Origin of the sequence: uncultured Psychroserpens sp., from assembly GCF_947503375.1 — a bacterium.
In the GTDB taxonomy this organism is placed as follows: domain Bacteria; phylum Bacteroidota; class Bacteroidia; order Flavobacteriales; family Flavobacteriaceae; genus Psychroserpens.
The window spans coordinates 59,910-77,226 of sequence record NZ_CANNDQ010000010.1; the positions used below are offsets into that span (position 1 = coordinate 59,910).

Consider the following 17,317-nt stretch of genomic DNA (forward strand, 5'->3'; position numbering starts at 1 on the left):
AATGCCTTACAGCTGAGTTGGTACAGAATCTATGAGTAGGTTGTCAATACCAATTTCTAAATCAAATTCCATACAAGGATCCATCTCATATACAATTTTAAAGTCATTAGTAACCGTACTAGATATAGCTATAATAACCTCACCTGGAGCAAATGACTTCCAACTTGAAACATTACCAGGCATAACATTATACTCATGATTTAAAAGGTCTCCTCCTATAGTAAAAATCTCTAAATCAAAGCTTACGTTACCATTATTGGTTAATCTGGCTGTAGGATTAGCTCCAACGCAAGGGTTTAGTGCTTCGTCTTGAACGATTGGTTCTGAAATATTAGCTATTTCTTCTGAATTGTCTATAGATTCTACAGAACAATTATAACATGTAGATATTACAACTGCAAAAGCAATTGCTTTAAGTAGGTTTTTCATTGATTTGGGGTTTAATGAAAATTATTTAGGCAAATGTAGATTAAAAATATTCAATAACAAACAAAATTATCGATTAAATGTATTTTTTATTCGATTAAATGCATTTTTTGTAAGTGATTATCGATAAACGGTATGCATGATTTTTAAGAAACAATCACCATAAAACAAAAAAGACCTAACATCTCTGTTAAGTCTTTTTGTGAGCCCGATAGGATTCGAACCTATGACCGCCTCCTTAGAAGGGAGGTGCTCTATCCAGCTGAGCTACGAGCCCGTAGCTTTTAATCAATTAACATATCATGGAAATTGACATTTTTTGTCGGAGTGGCAGGATTCGAACCTGCGACCTCCGCGTCCCAAACGCGGCGCGATAACCGGGCTACGCTACACTCCGTGAAATTTAAAAATGCGGAGAGACCGGGATTCGAACCCGGGCAACACTTACGCGTTGACAGATTAGCAATCTGCTCCATTACCACTCTGGCACCTCTCCAATTTATAAAGAACTTTCCTTAAAATTCGGATGCAAATGTAACTTATCATTACCAAGAACGCAACTATTTTTAAAACTTTTTATTGCGAAATTATTATTCTGGGTATTCTATTCTCAGGTGGAATATGTTAGCTAGCTTATTTTTAAGGACTTTCTTTATAGATTGTATTTCTTTAAAGGTAATATTAGCATTTAAAAATTGTCCGCTTTCCATTTGTTTGCTAATAATAGACTCAACAAACTTGTCTATTTTAATAGATGTAGGCTCTTTTAAACTTTTTGATGCAGCTTCAACACTATCACACATCATTAATATTGCAGTTTCTTTACTAAAGGGCTTTGGTCCTGGATATCTGAAATGGTCTTCTGAAATTGTTTCATCTACAGTTTTAGCTTTCATGTAAAAATAATAGACTAAGCTTGTCCCATGGTGAGTTCTTATAAAATCTATTACTCGATCTGGTAAATTATATTTTTTTGCAATCTCTATACCATCAATAACATGATTGATAATGATTTTAGCACTTTCAAATGAAGATAACTCATCATGAGGGTTAATTCCAGTAGCTTGGTTTTCTGTAAAATATGTAGGTGATTTCATTTTCCCTATATCATGGTACAAAGCTCCTACTCTAACCAGCATTGCATTTGCTCCAATTTCATTAGCTGAAGCTTCGGCTAGATTGGCAACATTTAAAGAATGATGAAATGTTCCAGGTGCTTTATTTGACAATTCTTTCAATAATTTAGTATTTGTGTCAGACAACTCCAATAGTGACACATCAGAAACTAAACCAAATAATTTTTCATAGATGTATATCAAAGGCTGCACAAACAAAGTAGCCAATCCACAAAGTATAAATAAGCCAAAAGTTTCTAACTTTATAGTTGTAATGTTACCTTCGTGAATTACAAAAAATGCAAAATACGCTACAATATAAATTAAAGTAATTTGCCCAACAGAGATGAACAGATTTGCACGTTTATACAATTCAGATACGGTTAAAATAGTTACTATACCAGCAATAATTTGTAAAAACATATATTCATAACTATTAGGGACTACGAACCCTAATAATAAAACTGTTAACACATGCGCAAACAAACCTAATCTTGCATCAAAAAAAGCTTTTAAAACAAGAGGTAAAATACATAATGGAATTACATAAACATATTTTGAGTTATATTTTATAATCAATGTTGTTAGTAAAATCATCAATAAAATATTAAAGAAAATGAAGGTTACTTTGGTATTGTCTAAAAAAACGTCAATTCTATATTTTCTTAAAAAAAGTAGTAACATCAATAGCGCTAGTGCTACCAATAATGCATATGCAAATATGACTAAATTATAGTCTGATGCATTCCATACTTGAGATTCATATTCGGCTTCAAGAGATTTTAAAACGTTATACTTATTACCTTCAACAATCTCTCCTTTAGAGATGATTAGCGTTCCTTTTTCTATACTACCTCTAACTATAGATATGTCATTCAAATCCTCCTGAAGTACATTGTCAGTTAATGAGGCATTTAACACCACATTAGGTCTAATAACATCAAAGAACAATGAAACAAAAGTACTTTCGTGTTTAGATAAGCTATTGTAAACCAATGCATCTTCTATACTTGTTCTGAATTCATCAACTGTTGTAAGTTGCCCGTAAAACGTTTCTGCAATTTGCTTCTGATTTTCAAGTAAAACGACATTTTTATTATCTGCATATTGATAACTCTCTTCCAAGACTCCAAAGCGATATGCATTTACTAACGTAGTTTTTCCAACATTATACAATTGTTGCCTTAACGCAACAGTATCTGGAAATTTTATGTTAAACTCTTCGTCGTAAGCTTTAAAAACATCTTCTCGAATTTTTGTGTTTACATCAAAATAAATTGAATTTTCCTTTTTAATTTCAAGTGTTTCCGCTTGAATTTCCTCAGCCGATTTTTTGATTGCAAAATCAAAAGGAGCAAGTAAGTTTTCTGATTGCCAAGGCTTACCTTTATCAAAATTATACTTAAACTTTCCGCTTTTCGGAAAAAGATACACAATCAAAAATGTAGTTGTCAAAAATAAAAGCACTTTATACAACAGCGCATGATTTCTATACCATTTATTTATTAAATCTTCCATCGAGTTAATTAAGGAAATTAAACAAGTCTTAATATAATTTAAACCTATTTAGTTGACATTCAAAAGTAATAAAATATATATAGATTAAACTTTATGATGTTCTTATTTAGATACTAATATTCTACTAAAAAATGATTAATTTTGCACTTAGAAAATTAAAAGGTATTAAAATGAGTAAAGAAGTCGTAATAGTTTCTACTGCAAGAACACCCATTGGAAGTTTTTTAGGTGCTTTATCAACAGTTCCAGCTCCTAAATTAGGTGCTGTTGCTATAAAAGGCGCATTAGATAAAATAAACCTAAAACCAGAATTGGTTCAGGAAGTATTGATGGGTAATGTAGTTCAAGCAGGAACAGGGCAAGCACCTGCTCGACAAGCCGCTATTTATGCTGGTATACCTGACTCTGTTCCGTGTACAACTATAAACAAGGTTTGCGCTTCAGGCATGAAGGCTGTTATGCAAGCAGCGCAATCTATTGCATTAGGCGATGCCGATATAATTGTTGCTGGAGGTATGGAAAACATGAGCTTGATCCCGCACTATTATCATGCAAGAAGTGCTACAAAATTTGGTCCTGCTACTCTTGAAGATGGTATGCAAAAAGATGGATTGGTAGATGCATACGATAAAAATGCTATGGGCGTATGTGCAGATGCATGCGCTACAGAGTATAATTTTTCTCGCGAAGATCAAGATGCTTTTGCTATTCAATCTTATAAACGATCTACTGCTGCCTGGAATTCAGGTAAATTTGATGCAGAAGTTGTGCCTGTTGAAGTGCCTCAACGTCGTGGAAATGCAATTGTGGTGTCAAAAGATGAAGAATATACAAATGTGAAAATGGAAAAAATCCCTGCATTGCGTCCTGCATTCACTAAAGAAGGTACAGTAACCGCTGCAAATGCATCAACTATAAATGATGGTGCTGGAGCTATGGTACTAATGAGTAAAACAAAAGCTGAAGAATTAGGATTAAAACCATTGGCCACGATAAAAAGTTATGCAGATGCAGCTCAAGAACCTAAATGGTTTACAACTGCTCCAGCTAAAGCACTACCAAAAGCACTCGATAAAGCCGGTATAACATTGGATGATGTGGATTTCTTTGAGTTCAATGAAGCATTTTCTGTTGTAGGTTTAGCAAATATGAAAATCTTAGGTTTAAACGATAGTAACGTCAATGTAAATGGTGGTGCTGTTTCATTAGGTCACCCACTCGGATGTTCTGGAGTGAGAATCATGATCACTTTACTTAGTGTTTTAGAACAAAACGATGCAAAAATAGGAGCTGCAGCCATCTGTAATGGTGGTGGTGGTGCTTCAGCTGTAGTTATTGAACGCAAATAAGCTAACTTACAACCCATTTTAGAAAACTCATACTAATTGTATGCAATACGGAATATGTAACTTAAGCATTGTCCCTTTGAGATTTGAACCATCAGATACTAGCGAATTGGTATCTCAAGTTTTATATGGTGAAGTTTTTAAAATCCTCGAGCAGCGTAAGTCATGGTCCAAAATACGATTAGCTTATGATAATTATGAAGGTTGGGTTGATAATAAGCAGTACATAGAAATTTCTGAAGTAGATTATAAAAGTTTTATTAAAGAGGAACATTTACTTTCTTATGATTTAGTTGAATTTATTAGAGATGAAAATCAACAACTACTCACCATTTCTTTTGGAAGTTCATTAAACGGTCTAGATCTATTAAAGCATAAGTATGATGGACATACAATTTCTGGTAAGCAAGAAAAAACTAACTTAATTAAAACTGCCTATACCTACTTAAATGCCCCATATCTTTGGGGTGGAAAAACGCCTTTCGGTATTGATTGCTCTGGTTTTACGCAAATGGTTTATAAATTAAACGGTTATGATTTGTTGCGTGATGCATCACAGCAAGCTACTCAAGGAATACCTTTAAGTTTTATTGAGGAAAGTGAGCCTGGTGATCTGGCTTTTTTTGATAATAGTGAAGGCCGTATTGTTCACGTTGGCATCATATTAGAAAACAACTACATTATTCATGCTCATGGAAAGGTTAGAATTGATCGTCTAGATCATTCTGGGATTTATAATGTAGATCAAAATGCGCATACACACAAATTAAGGGTCATTAAAAAAATAATTTAAATTACATTTTAATAGCTCTTGCTTTAGCATGATAATCCAGTTTACTGTAAATATTCTTTAAAGTTGTTTTTACTTCTGTGTTATCAGAATCTATAGCTAGAATTGTCTCAAGGATTGGCATCGCTTTTCTATACATCTTATTTCTTTTTTTAACCAAAATATCGTATCGTCTATCATCAGCTTTGGTAAGACCAAGCGCATTCATTTCATCTACAAAAGAAATATCATCTTTAAGAATTATGGTCGCTAAGTTAATGTACGCATTAGTGTAATTAGGATCAAATTTTATAACCTTCTTGTAATACTTTTTAGCAACCTTAAAAAGCTTCTCTTCAGCAGCTATAACACCCAAATTATACAATGCATCGGTATTTTTAGGAGCTTTTTTAATGACATCTTCTAAACATTCTTTGAATTTTTCGATATTATTTAATTTATAATGAACGCTAGCCTCAGATATAATCAAATCCAAATCTTTTGAGTTTGCTTGTCTTGCTTCTTTAACAGCTTCTAATGCCTTTTCTAGTAGATTCAAATTAATGTATATAAGTACAATATTTTTATTAATTTCATCAACTTTAGATTCTGTTTTTCTATCGGAAGGTTTTTTATATAATCTAAGACTTACTAACGAATCTCTTTCTTTTAAAGTAAACAACTCTTCTTTTTTTGTTTTTTTATTTATTGCAAAATATTGTGTCTTTACTCCTGTATATCCCAAGGCTTTTAGTTTTAAATACAGATCAAGTGCATGTTGATAATCTTTAGCAGCAATTGCACAAGCGGATGCATTATATAGATAAAATTCTTTTTTTGGATTTAACTCAAATAATGTAACGTATACCTTAGCTGCTTCAGAAAAACTATTAGATATATAAAGGTCATTAGCCTTTTGTCGTAGATGTGCTTCTTCAGTATTATTTTGAGAAAAAGACAATCCGCATACAAAACAAACCAACAATGAAATAATCCTTGTAAGATTATGCAATCTAATCATGAACAATATTATAAAGTATGTAAATGGATACCAATATAAAAAAAGCTGTCTTAAGTTTAAGACAGCTTTAATAAATAACTAATGGCAAGAATTAGTTTTCTGCTTTTAGCATATTTACTTTTTCTTTATACTCGTTGATTTTATCTGTATTTTCAAGAGCTCTATGTATTTCTAATAATTTAATTGCTAAATTAAGATCGTTAGGCTCCATAGTAAATGTTTTTTCAAGAAGTGGCAATGCCTCAGCTTGAAGTGATTTATGCTCCTTTTTCAACTCTTCATAACGCTTATCATCAGCAGCAGACATTCCCAAACCATTCATTTCTTCTATAAGAGCTGTTTCCTTACTTAATATTGCAACAGCCAAATTTCTGTAAGCAGGTGCATAGTCAGGGTCTAATGCTATAGACTTTTTATAGTAGGTTTTGGCATCTTCAACCTCACCAGCATCTAAAGCTATAACACCTAAGTTAAACTGCAACTCTGCATTATCAGGATCTAAGCGAATAGCTTCTTGAATAGATTTTTTAAATTCTGGTGTATTACCAGACTTTAAATGTATATCAGCTTCAGTTAAAATCAAGCTTAAATCATTAGGGTTTTCTTTTCTAGCCAATTTTACAGCTTCCATAGCCTTTTCAGGGTCTTTTTTAAACACATAGATTTCTGCTATCATTTTTGTGATTAATGGCAACTTAGAATCTGTGTTTTTCTCTTTAGGAGCAATATGACTTCCTGTTTTAACAGATGCATCTCTTAAAGTGACATTATCAAAAACTTCTTCTTTACCAGTTTCTTTATTTGTTGCTATGTATTTGGTCTCTTTACCATTGTAGCGTAATGACCTTAGTTCTTCATAATATTTTAAAGAAGTATCATAATCTTGCCCTTGAATGGCAGATGTAGCTGCATAATATAAATAAATTGTGTCTTTAGGAGAAATGCGATATGCCATGTTATAATCATCTGCAGAGCTAGCATAACGCTTTTCTTTGTTAGATTCATAACCTCTATTTACCAAGGCATTAATCATGTTGGTTTTCATGCCATCAATAGAGCTTGAATATTTACCTTTACCAGCCTCAATCTTTTTAACCATTTCAAAGCTTTCGATAACTTCTGGCATATCTGCATTAGATCCATTACCATTAGCGTATAAAGCTTGACCCTTTAAAAAGTAAAATTTAGCTTTTAATTTGTCGTCTGCATTAGCAATCAATGCTTCAGCAGATTTTATTGCAGCCTTTGCATCTGCAAAGTTTCCAGATTTAATTGCTTTTTCAGCAGTTTTTAACTCATTCTTCTGTGAAAATGAAAAGGTACTTACTAAAAGTGCTAAAGCAACTACAATTTGTTTTTTCATTATTAATTTGTTTAAGTGTTAATTATTTTTATTCTTCTTCTGTTGTATCAACAGTTGTGCCATCTTCGTTAACATCTTGAATATCAGTATTTTCAATATCTAAATTTTCATCATCTTCATCTTTCATGACTTTGGCTACTGCTGCTATTGAATCACTTCCCTTAAGGTTTATGAGTTTAACACCTTGAGTGGCGCGTCCCATAACTCTTAAATCGTTGACTGCCATTCTGATCGCAATTCCAGATTTATTAATAATCATTAAATCATCTTCATCTGTTACAGATTTGATAGCAACTAAATGTCCTGTTTTTTCTGTAATAGATATGGTTTTCACACCTTTACCTCCACGATTAGTAATTCTATATACAGCCTCTCCATCTTCAGGATCATCTATATATGTTCTTTTACCATAACCTTTTTCAGACACAACTAAAACCGATTCTTCTTGTGGGTTTTCTATGGCGATCATACCAATAACTTCATCATTATTATTGGCTAATTTAATACCTCTAACTCCAGAAGCATTTCTTCCCATTGGTCTTGTTTTAGCTTCTTCAAATCTAATAGCTTTACCAGATTTTAAAGCTAACATGACTTGGCTATTACCAGTGGTTAATTTTGCTTCTAATAATTCATCGTCTTCTTTAATGGTGATCGCATTAATACCATTAGTTCTCGGACGAGAGTATTGCTCTAGAGACGTTTTCTTTACTTGACCGTTCTTAGTAGCCATGATAACATAATGACTATTGATGTAATCTTCATCTTTAAGATCTTGAGTACATATAAACGCCATGACTTTGTCATCTTGCTCAATATTGATCAAGTTCTGAATTGCTCTTCCTTTTGATGTTTTACTTCCTTCAGGAATTTCATAAACACGCATCCAGAAACACTTCCCTTTTTGAGTGAAGAATAACATGTATTGATGATTAGTACCAACGAATAAATGCTCTAAGAAATCCTCATTACGTGTAGTAGATGCTTTTTGACCTACTCCTCCTCTATTTTGTGTTTTATATTCTGTTAACGATGTTCTTTTAATATAACCAGCATGAGAAATCGTAATTACCACTTGCTCATCTGGTATCATATCTTCAATGCTCAAATCACCACCTGAGTATTCTATTTGTGATCTACGTTCGTCACCATATTTATCTTTAACAACTAACAGCTCTTCTTTGATGATTTCCATTCTACGATCTTTCTTATCAAGAATATCTTTCAAATCCTCAATAGTTTTCATCAATTCTTCATACTCAGAACGCAATTTATCTTGTTCTAGACCAGTTAATTGACGCAAACGCATCTCAACTATAGCTTTTGCTTGTATATCAGAAAGTTTGAAACGCTCTATCAACTTCTCTCTAGCCTCATCAGCGTTAGATGAAGATCTTATAAGTGCAATAACTTCGTCTATATTATCTGAAGCGATGATCAAACCTTCTAAGATGTGAGCTCTTTCTTCTGCTTTACGAAGTTCGTATTTAGTCCTTCTAACTACAACATCATGTCTATGCTCTACAAAATGATGAATCATATCCTTAAGATTCAACAATTGAGGTCTACCATTGACTAAGGCTATATTATTTACACTAAAAGATGATTGCAAAGCTGTGTATTTATATAACGTATTTAATACAATATTAGGAATTGCATCACGCTTCAGTACATAGACAATTCGCATTCCATTTCTATCAGATTCATCTCTAATTAAAGAGATGCCATCAATCTTTTTATCATTTATAAGATCTGCTGTTTTCTTAATCATATCGGCTTTATTCACCTGATATGGAATTTCAGTGACTATAATGGATTCTCTACCTTGAACTTCTTCAATTGTAGCTTTACCTCGCATAACAATTCTTCCACGTCCTGTCTTAAAAGCTTCGCGAACTCCATCATAACCATATATGGTTCCACCTGTAGGAAAATCTGGTGCTTTTACATGTTGAATTAGTTCTTCAACTTCGATATCATTATTATCAATATAAGCAATAGTTCCATCTACAACTTCACTTAAATTGTGTGGTGGCATGTTTGTTGCCATACCTACAGCAATACCAGATGCACCATTAACTAAAAGTCCAGGTATACGAGTTGGTAGCACAGTTGGTTCTTGTAATGTATCGTCAAAGTTAAGTTTGTGATCAACAGTTTCTTTATCAATATCTGCTAACATATCCTCAGATATTTTTCGCATACGTGCTTCAGTATAACGCATCGCTGCTGGACTATCACCATCTATAGAACCAAAATTTCCTTGACCATCAACTAACATGTAACGCAAGCTCCATTCTTGAGCCATACGTACCATTGTATCATAAACCGAAGTATCGCCATGTGGATGATATTTACCAAGCACTTCACCAACAATTCTAGCTGATTTTTTGTGAGCAGTATTAGATCTAACACCTAGTTCGTGCATTCCATAAAGAACACGTCTATGAACAGGTTTTAATCCATCTCTTACATCTGGTAATGCACGTGACACAATGACCGACATAGAATAGTCAATGTAGGCTGACTTCATCTCATCTTCAATGTTAATTGGAATCAATTTTTCTCCTTCTGCCATAAATAAATAAATTTGATTTTTTGTAGGTTTTCAAAACATGCTAAGATAAGTAATTCTATAGTGTTTATAGAATGTACGAAACATTTTTTGAGATTTTTTATTAACAAATTTTACTTCTTTTTTTTGATAAGTAAATTGTTAAATACTTTGAGTTTTTAAAGTTTTTTCAGTCTATTAGTAGACAAAAAACATTTTAAGGTATAGTTTTTGCCTTGGTATAGTTGTTTTTATTATTTTTAATGCAGAAAGAGATTACTATGGATGATAATTTTTCCCCAAGAGTTAAAGATGTAATTGCATTTAGCAAAGAGGAAGCCTTGCGATTAGGTCACGATTTTATTGGTACCGAACATTTGATGCTGGGTCTACTTCGTGATGGCAGTGGAAAAGCTATTGACATATTAAGTGCTTTAGAAATCGATCTAAATCATTTGCGCCGTAAGGTAGAAATACTAAGCCCAGCAAACCCAAATGTGTCATCTACTTCTAACGAAAAGAAAAACCTACACTTAACTCGACAAGCAGAGCGTGCTTTAAAAACAACATTTCTTGAAGCTAAGCTTTTTCAAAGCTCTTCTATCAATACGGCACATCTATTACTGTGTATATTGCGAAATGAAAACGATCCTACTACCAAACTTTTAAATAAATTGAAAGTAGATTACGATAACGTTAAAGAACAATTTAAATTTATGATAACAAACGATGACGAATTTTTAGATGTCCCAAAATCTGAATCTTTTTCAGATGATGAGGCTAATGAAGAAGAGGATGCAAAACAAAATCCATTTGGTCAATCCAGTTCTAAAACAACGAAAAAATCTAAAACACCTGTTTTAGATAATTTTGGTAGAGATTTGACTGTATTAGCTGAAGAAGACAAACTGGATCCTGTAGTTGGACGAGAAAAAGAAATACAGCGTGTTTCACAAATACTAAGTAGACGTAAAAAGAACAACCCATTACTAATTGGTGAACCAGGTGTTGGTAAATCAGCAATTGCTGAAGGTCTAGCACTTAGAATTGTTAAACGAAAAGTATCACGTATACTATTTAACAAACGTGTAGTAACCTTAGACTTAGCAAGTTTAGTCGCTGGCACAAAGTATCGAGGTCAATTTGAAGAACGAATGAAAGCTGTTATGAATGAGCTGGAAAAGAATGATGACATCATCTTGTTCATTGATGAAATACATACCATCGTTGGTGCTGGTGGCGCGACTGGTAGCTTAGATGCTTCAAATATGTTTAAACCTGCGTTGGCTAGAGGCGAAATACAATGTATTGGAGCAACTACACTTGATGAATACAGACAATATATAGAAAAGGATGGTGCATTAGAACGCCGTTTTCAAAAAGTAATTGTTGAACCAACAACCGTTGAAGAAACTGTAGAAATTCTCAACAATATTAAAGGAAAATATGAAGAACATCACAATGTTGATTATACTCCAGAAGCTATTGAAGCCTGTGTAAAGTTAACTAACCGTTACATGACTGAGCGCTTTTTACCAGACAAAGCTATAGATGCTTTAGATGAAGCTGGATCAAGAGTTCATATCACTAATATAGATGTTCCAAAACAAATTTTAGAGCTTGAAAAAAAGCTAGAAGAAGTAAAAGAAACTAAAAACACTGTCGTTAAGAAACAAAAATATGAAGAAGCTGCTAAGCTAAGAGATGATGAAAAACGATTAGAAAAAGATTTAGCTTTAGCCCAAGAAAAATGGGAAGAAGAAACTAAGCAGCATCGTGAAATTGTTACTGAAGACAATGTTGCAGATGTTGTTTCAATGATGACAGGCATACCGGTAAATCGAATTGCTCAAACCGAAAGTAATAAATTGGCTCAATTACCTGAATTAATTAAAGGAAAAGTAATTGGTCAAGATGAAGCTGTTGCTAAGGTCGTAAAAGCCATTCAGCGTAATCGTGCTGGACTTAAAGATCCAAATAAGCCAATTGGTTCATTTATATTTTTAGGCCAAACTGGTGTAGGTAAAACACAATTAGCTAAAGTATTAGCTCGTGAACTATTTGATAGTGAAGATGCGTTGGTAAGAATAGATATGAGTGAATACATGGAAAAGTTTGCTATATCAAGACTAATTGGAGCACCTCCAGGTTATGTTGGCTATGAAGAAGGTGGTCAACTTACTGAAAAAGTAAGACGCAAACCTTACGCTGTAATTTTGTTAGATGAAATAGAAAAAGCACATCCAGATGTGTTTAATATGCTGCTTCAAGTCCTTGATGATGGCTATCTAACAGATAGTCTTGGTAGAAAAATAGACTTTAGAAATACGATCATTATCATGACCTCTAACATTGGTGCTAGAAAATTGAAAGATTTTGGTCAAGGTGTTGGTTTCGGAACTGCTGCAAAAACAGCGCAGGTCAATGATAATTCAAGAAGTATTATTGAAAATGCTCTTAAGAAAGCATTTGCTCCAGAGTTTTTGAATCGTATTGATGATGTTATGGTCTTTAACGTGTTAGAAAAAGAACACATCAACAAGATCATAGATATTGAATTGAAACATTTAATAAAACGTATCAAAGACCTTGGCTATGAACTTAAGCTTTCAAACAAAGCTAAAGATTTTATAGCAGATAAAGGATTTGATCAGCAATATGGCGCTAGACCGCTTAAACGTGCTATTCAAAAATATATTGAAGATGCTCTTGCTGAAGAAATCATCAATTCTCAGGTACAAGATGGCGATAAGATCATTATGAATCTAGACTCTAAAACTGATGAGCTCAGTATAAAAATTGAGAAATCTGAAAAAAAAGCTGAATCGTAAAACTTTTCATTTAAACAAAAAAAGCCTCAAATCAGAGGCTTTTTTTGTTTTGAATACTAAGATTCATTAATTTTAGATTATGTCTGATGATTTAATTTTAGAATTCTGTAAAATACACATCTATGATAATTACATGGTAGTTACTATAAATGAAGGTGTTACTATTACATCAGAAGAAAATAAAACACTTACTCATATTGCAGATACTTATTTTAAAAACAAAAAGTTTGTATACATTACTCACCGAATACATTCTTATGCTGTTGATCCAGCTGTATATAAGGAAACTTCAAAGATTGAAAACCTTGTTGGTTTTTCTGTAGTATCCTCAGATTTTAAAGCCAAGAGCAATGCTTTGGTAGAAAAATTATTCCTCAGTAAGCCTTTTGAAATTTTTGATTCTTTGGAAGAGGCTATTAATTGGTCACAGTCTATTCTTAATTCTTAATACACCTATTTTATAGTATAATTTTATTCTTATTAAAGTTATACAGATTTAGTTCATACGCACCTGATATATTAAGCAATACTATTCCATACAATTGCATAAATAAAAAAAGGCAGCTATTTCTAGCTGCCTTTTATATTTGCCCTTAGGGGAATCCCCTAATTATTTATCAATTTACTTCTTACCAGAAGAAACAATCTTCTTAGTAACAGTTCCATTGTTGGTTGTTAACTTCACATAGAACACTTGGTTTGAAGTTCTAGATAAATCGAACTTAGTTCTTCCTGTAGAACCTACAACGTATCTATCGTTAGATTGACTAAGGACTAATAGACCTTTAGTGTCAAAGAACTCGATTTTAACGTCAGTTTCAAAGTTAAATGCATATGAAATAGTTACTTCATTATGGAATGGTACTGGGTAAGCTCTAAAGTCGATCTTAAGATCTTCTTCTTGAGATACCTGAGCTTGTCTGTTCAACTGATCACAAGTAACACTTAATGTGTAATCACCTGACTCATTACCGAATCCAACGAATCCAGTCACATAGATGTAGTAATTAACACCTGGTTCAGATAAGAAGCTTACTTCTGAAGTTATTCCTGGGCCTCCATCATCATCAGAACCTACACAGATTAAGTCATCACAGCTACCTTCGTAAACTGCTAACTTCGTATCAAAATTAGATCCTGCTGTACTTGCTGTAGCAAATAACACATCACCTGTTCCTGTTAATACATACCATACGCCTGGACCTTCGCTAACATCATCATCACAGTTTGGTAATGTATCATCGTTGGTTGCAAACTCAGTACTACCGTTAACAGTATCACCACAAGCAATTGGTGTAGCATCTGCACACAGATCGTTATCTGGTACAACTATATTAACAACTTCAATTGGTGCTCCTGCAGCATCTAATGAAGCACATAGATCATTTTCTTCGATTATATCTAGTACATCAAATCCTGTAACAGAACCATCAAATGGTAAACTACCTGGATCTAAAGTGTTAGGATCGTAAACTAAAGTATGAATCGTATATAAACCTTCAGCACTTACTGTAAATACAGCATCATTGAAATTAGCATCTATAAGTTCTAAATCGCTACCTGTAGTTAATACAAATACACTATCAAATCCATCTGGAATATTAATGTTTCCATCAGGTGTTGCAGAGATTTCTACAGAAGGGTTACCAGCTAAATCAACTGGTCCTGCATCTGCTGTTAATGTACCAGCATCAGCTAAACAAGCAAGCTCACAACCAACTGTTAATGTATAATCTCCAGAGTTTTCGCCAAATCCAGTTACATAGATGTAGTAATCAACACCTATTTCAGATTGGAATGTAACACGAGATTGTAATGTATCACTATCATCGTCATCACCTCCAACACAAACTAGAGCATCACAGCCTCCTGAGAATACACCTAATTTAGTATCGAATTCTGATCCGAATGTATCAACAGAAACATCAAGAACGTCTCCTGTACCTGCTAACACATACCACACGCCAGAAGCTGTACTTAATGACGTACCACAGAATGGTAGATCGTTAGTAGGTGCTCCGCTTGTAGAACCTGTTACAGTGTCTCCACATGCAACTGGTTGTGCTAGTTCACAAGATGGTGCTTGAGACCATGTGTAAGTTACACTACATTCATCTGTATTACCACATCCATCGTCTGCAGTAAATGTTCTAACCAACGTAGTCTGCACAACAGCTACTCCTGGCTCTTGACATAAGGTTAAATCTGAAATGAAACTAGGTATACCACCAGTTGCTACTACATTAGCCGAACCATCAGTGATATCATAACTCACTTCACTATCAAAAGCGCCATCGGTATTGATCTCTGTAGAAATAATATCTCCTGAACTTGCTGGTAAGTCTACTAGAGCTCCAGTAAATCCATCATCAATAGTATAACCAATAATTACTGGGTTACCATTTACAAGAACATTGATAGAGTTTCCGTTCCATCCATCACCGAAAGAATCAAATCCTTGGAAAGAGAATGGGCCTTCACAACCGTCAATACTTGTAGGCTCAGTAACTATATATTCACTAGTTATTGCATCAGAGAAGTCTGTAGTCTCACCAACACCTTGGCAATTATCTTCCCAAGTTGCTTTATCTGCAAATACAGTTGGCATTTCATCTACAAGACCGAAGTCTTCACCTTCTGGACACTCAAGAACTGGTGCAGTATTATCTACTACGATGAATGTACAAACAAATGGTTCAGATACGTTCTCACAGTTATCTTCAACTTCAAATGTAACCGTAAGTGTTGTAGAACATGCTGACTTATCAACATCTTTTCCTATAACTCTATATGTCAATTCTTCAACTGATGCACAGTTATCTGTAAAGCAAGGATATAATGTACCTCCTAAGTCTTGAACAGAAATATTAGCAACTGTCCAATCTCTATCAGCAACAGAAATCATGTCTCCTATTTGAAGAGAGATTACCGCATCATCAGGACAAGCTGCATCTGGGTAGTTCTCTGTAGAAATAGTCATTACTTCATTGAAGCAATCTTGCTGTTGTGGTGCTTCAGTATCTCCACCTTGGTAGTTTACTTTGAATGTTGGATAAGGATTGCCACAATCATCAGTAACTACATATTCAAATACTCTTATCCACTCACAATCAGATCCAATTGTTACGTGCTCAGTTTTAACAACATTATCAGCATCTAATGTTTCCGTACAGTTATCAGAGAATAGCGCAGCTATTTCTTCTTCTGTAGGCTCTCCTAATTCTGCATCAAAACATAAGTTAAGTGTATTTTCTCCTAATGGAATCTCTCCTTCTAAAGTTGGAGGTGTATTATCTGCTCCACTATTAACGATTACCACGTTAGGGTAAGCATTGTCACAAGCATCTTTAACAGTATACTCGTAAGTAGCAGTCCATCCACAATCGTCTCCTGTAATAACTGGATCAAGAGCTACTACGAAAACATCACTACAGTTATCATCAAACTGATCTGCAATTACTGAAGCATCTGGAGCTCCTGGGTTTTCACTTAAGCACTGTAAACCTGTTACACCTGATGGAATAGTACCTGTTAATTCAGGTGCTGTTTTATCTCCACCATTATGGAAGATTTTTATAGGTGCTGCAAAATTATCACAGTCATCTTTGATGTCATATCTGTATAGTACAGCCCATTGACAATCTGTATTCTCTTCTGGAGATACGATTGTTAATGTAACATTAACATCACCACAGTTATCCATAAACATTGCAGCAACTTCAGCTTCTGTTAGAGGAGCTGGTGCATCAGATAAACATCCATTTACATTAGAAATACCTTGTGGGTAAGCTTCACCTGTAAACATTGGTGGTGTTTCATCAATTACTGTAATAACTTGTGTAGCCGTAATTTCTACACCACAAGATACGTAAGAGAAATTAACATCAAATGTACCACAGCTACCGTCAAATTCGTCAGCAACACCTTGTACTTCACCATTAATTCCACATGGGCCTTGAAGTCCGTTAGAATACCCTAAGAACTCTGGCTCATAAGTGTCAAGCTCTTCACAAGGAATACTTGCATTAAGAATCTCGTCAAATACTGGAGCTGGAGCTGGCTTAACTTCTATAGTATATGGTCCTGCACTTAATGGACGACCACACTCATCTTGTCCGCTATAGCTAATAGTAATTGTTCCACCACATTGATCGTAATCTTTTACTACATCCGCAGTAATTGATCCTGAAATCTCACATGCTGTTTCCTCTAAACCATTGCTGTATGTTGCATCTGCTGCCTCATATCCTGCTGCATCTACACATTCGATATCAAGAGGGAATTGAGGTACTGTAACATCAGCTTCTGGTGCTTGTTCTACATCAAACTCATATGGTCCTGCACTTAGTGGACGACCACACTCATCTTGTCCGT

At 34.1% G+C, this 17,317-nt stretch carries 10 protein-coding genes and 3 tRNA genes; 4 read left to right on the top strand and 9 right to left on the bottom strand.

The genetic code is table 11. The features are described from left to right. Positions 1 to 6: 6 nt before the first annotated feature. The 5 genes from Q0876_RS14630 to Q0876_RS14650 form a co-directional block, all read right to left on the bottom strand. Positions 7 to 429: a hypothetical protein gene (locus tag Q0876_RS14630; RefSeq protein WP_299229275.1), complete on the bottom strand. Its 423-nt coding sequence runs from the start codon at positions 427 to 429 to the stop codon at positions 7 to 9. A 200-nt stretch (positions 430 to 629) separates the two neighbouring features. Then, positions 630 to 703 (bottom strand) — tRNA-Arg (locus Q0876_RS14635). Between the two features lie 45 nt (positions 704 to 748). After that, a tRNA-Pro gene (locus tag Q0876_RS14640) sits at positions 749 to 823 on the bottom strand. A 15-nt stretch (positions 824 to 838) separates the two neighbouring features. Further along, positions 839 to 922: transfer RNA gene (locus Q0876_RS14645), tRNA-Ser, on the bottom strand. A gap of 94 nt (positions 923 to 1,016) precedes the next feature. Then, on the bottom strand, positions 1,017 to 3,059 hold the full coding sequence (locus Q0876_RS14650) for an HDIG domain-containing metalloprotein (RefSeq protein WP_299229278.1): 2,043 nt from the start codon (positions 3,057 to 3,059) through the stop codon (positions 1,017 to 1,019). 170 nt (positions 3,060 to 3,229) lie between these two features. On the opposite strand from Q0876_RS14650, the gene Q0876_RS14655 reads away from it, so the two are divergent. Beyond that, positions 3,230 to 4,408: an acetyl-CoA C-acyltransferase gene (locus tag Q0876_RS14655; RefSeq protein ID WP_299229281.1), complete on the top strand. Its 1,179-nt coding sequence runs from the start codon at positions 3,230 to 3,232 to the stop codon at positions 4,406 to 4,408. Positions 4,409 to 4,448: 40 nt separating this feature from the next. Beyond that, complete coding sequence (locus tag Q0876_RS14660; RefSeq protein ID WP_299229284.1) at positions 4,449 to 5,198, top strand: C40 family peptidase; 750 nt, start codon at positions 4,449 to 4,451, stop codon at positions 5,196 to 5,198. Position 5,199: 1 nt separating this feature from the next. Here Q0876_RS14660 and Q0876_RS14665 read toward each other — a convergent pair whose 3' ends face one another. The 3 genes from Q0876_RS14665 to gyrA all read right to left on the bottom strand — a co-directional run bounded on the left by Q0876_RS14665 (position 5,200) and on the right by gyrA (position 10,136). Further along, a complete protein-coding gene (locus tag Q0876_RS14665) occupies positions 5,200 to 6,195 on the bottom strand; it encodes a tetratricopeptide repeat protein (RefSeq protein WP_299229285.1) in 996 nt (331 codons plus the stop codon). A gap of 91 nt (positions 6,196 to 6,286) precedes the next feature. Further along, positions 6,287 to 7,558, bottom strand: coding sequence for a tetratricopeptide repeat protein (locus tag Q0876_RS14670; RefSeq protein ID WP_299229288.1), 1,272 nt, complete (start codon positions 7,556 to 7,558; stop codon positions 6,287 to 6,289). Positions 7,559 to 7,586: 28 nt separating this feature from the next. Next, complete coding sequence (gyrA, locus tag Q0876_RS14675; RefSeq protein WP_299229290.1) at positions 7,587 to 10,136, bottom strand: DNA gyrase subunit A; 2,550 nt, start codon at positions 10,134 to 10,136, stop codon at positions 7,587 to 7,589. Between the two features lie 257 nt (positions 10,137 to 10,393). Between gyrA and Q0876_RS14680 the strand changes: the two genes are divergently transcribed. Next, positions 10,394 to 12,943 carry an ATP-dependent Clp protease ATP-binding subunit gene (locus tag Q0876_RS14680; RefSeq protein WP_299229299.1) on the top strand — a complete coding sequence of 850 codons (2,550 nt, stop codon included), beginning with the start codon at positions 10,394 to 10,396 and terminating at the stop codon, positions 12,941 to 12,943. Between the two features lie 79 nt (positions 12,944 to 13,022). After that, positions 13,023 to 13,391: a hypothetical protein gene (locus Q0876_RS14685; protein ID WP_299229293.1), complete on the top strand. Its 369-nt coding sequence runs from the start codon at positions 13,023 to 13,025 to the stop codon at positions 13,389 to 13,391. A 174-nt stretch (positions 13,392 to 13,565) separates the two neighbouring features. On the opposite strand, the gene Q0876_RS14690 is transcribed toward Q0876_RS14685, so the two are convergent. Beyond that, the coding region (locus Q0876_RS14690) for a T9SS type A sorting domain-containing protein (protein ID WP_299229296.1) at positions 13,566 to 17,317 on the bottom strand (3,752 nt) is incomplete at its 5' end.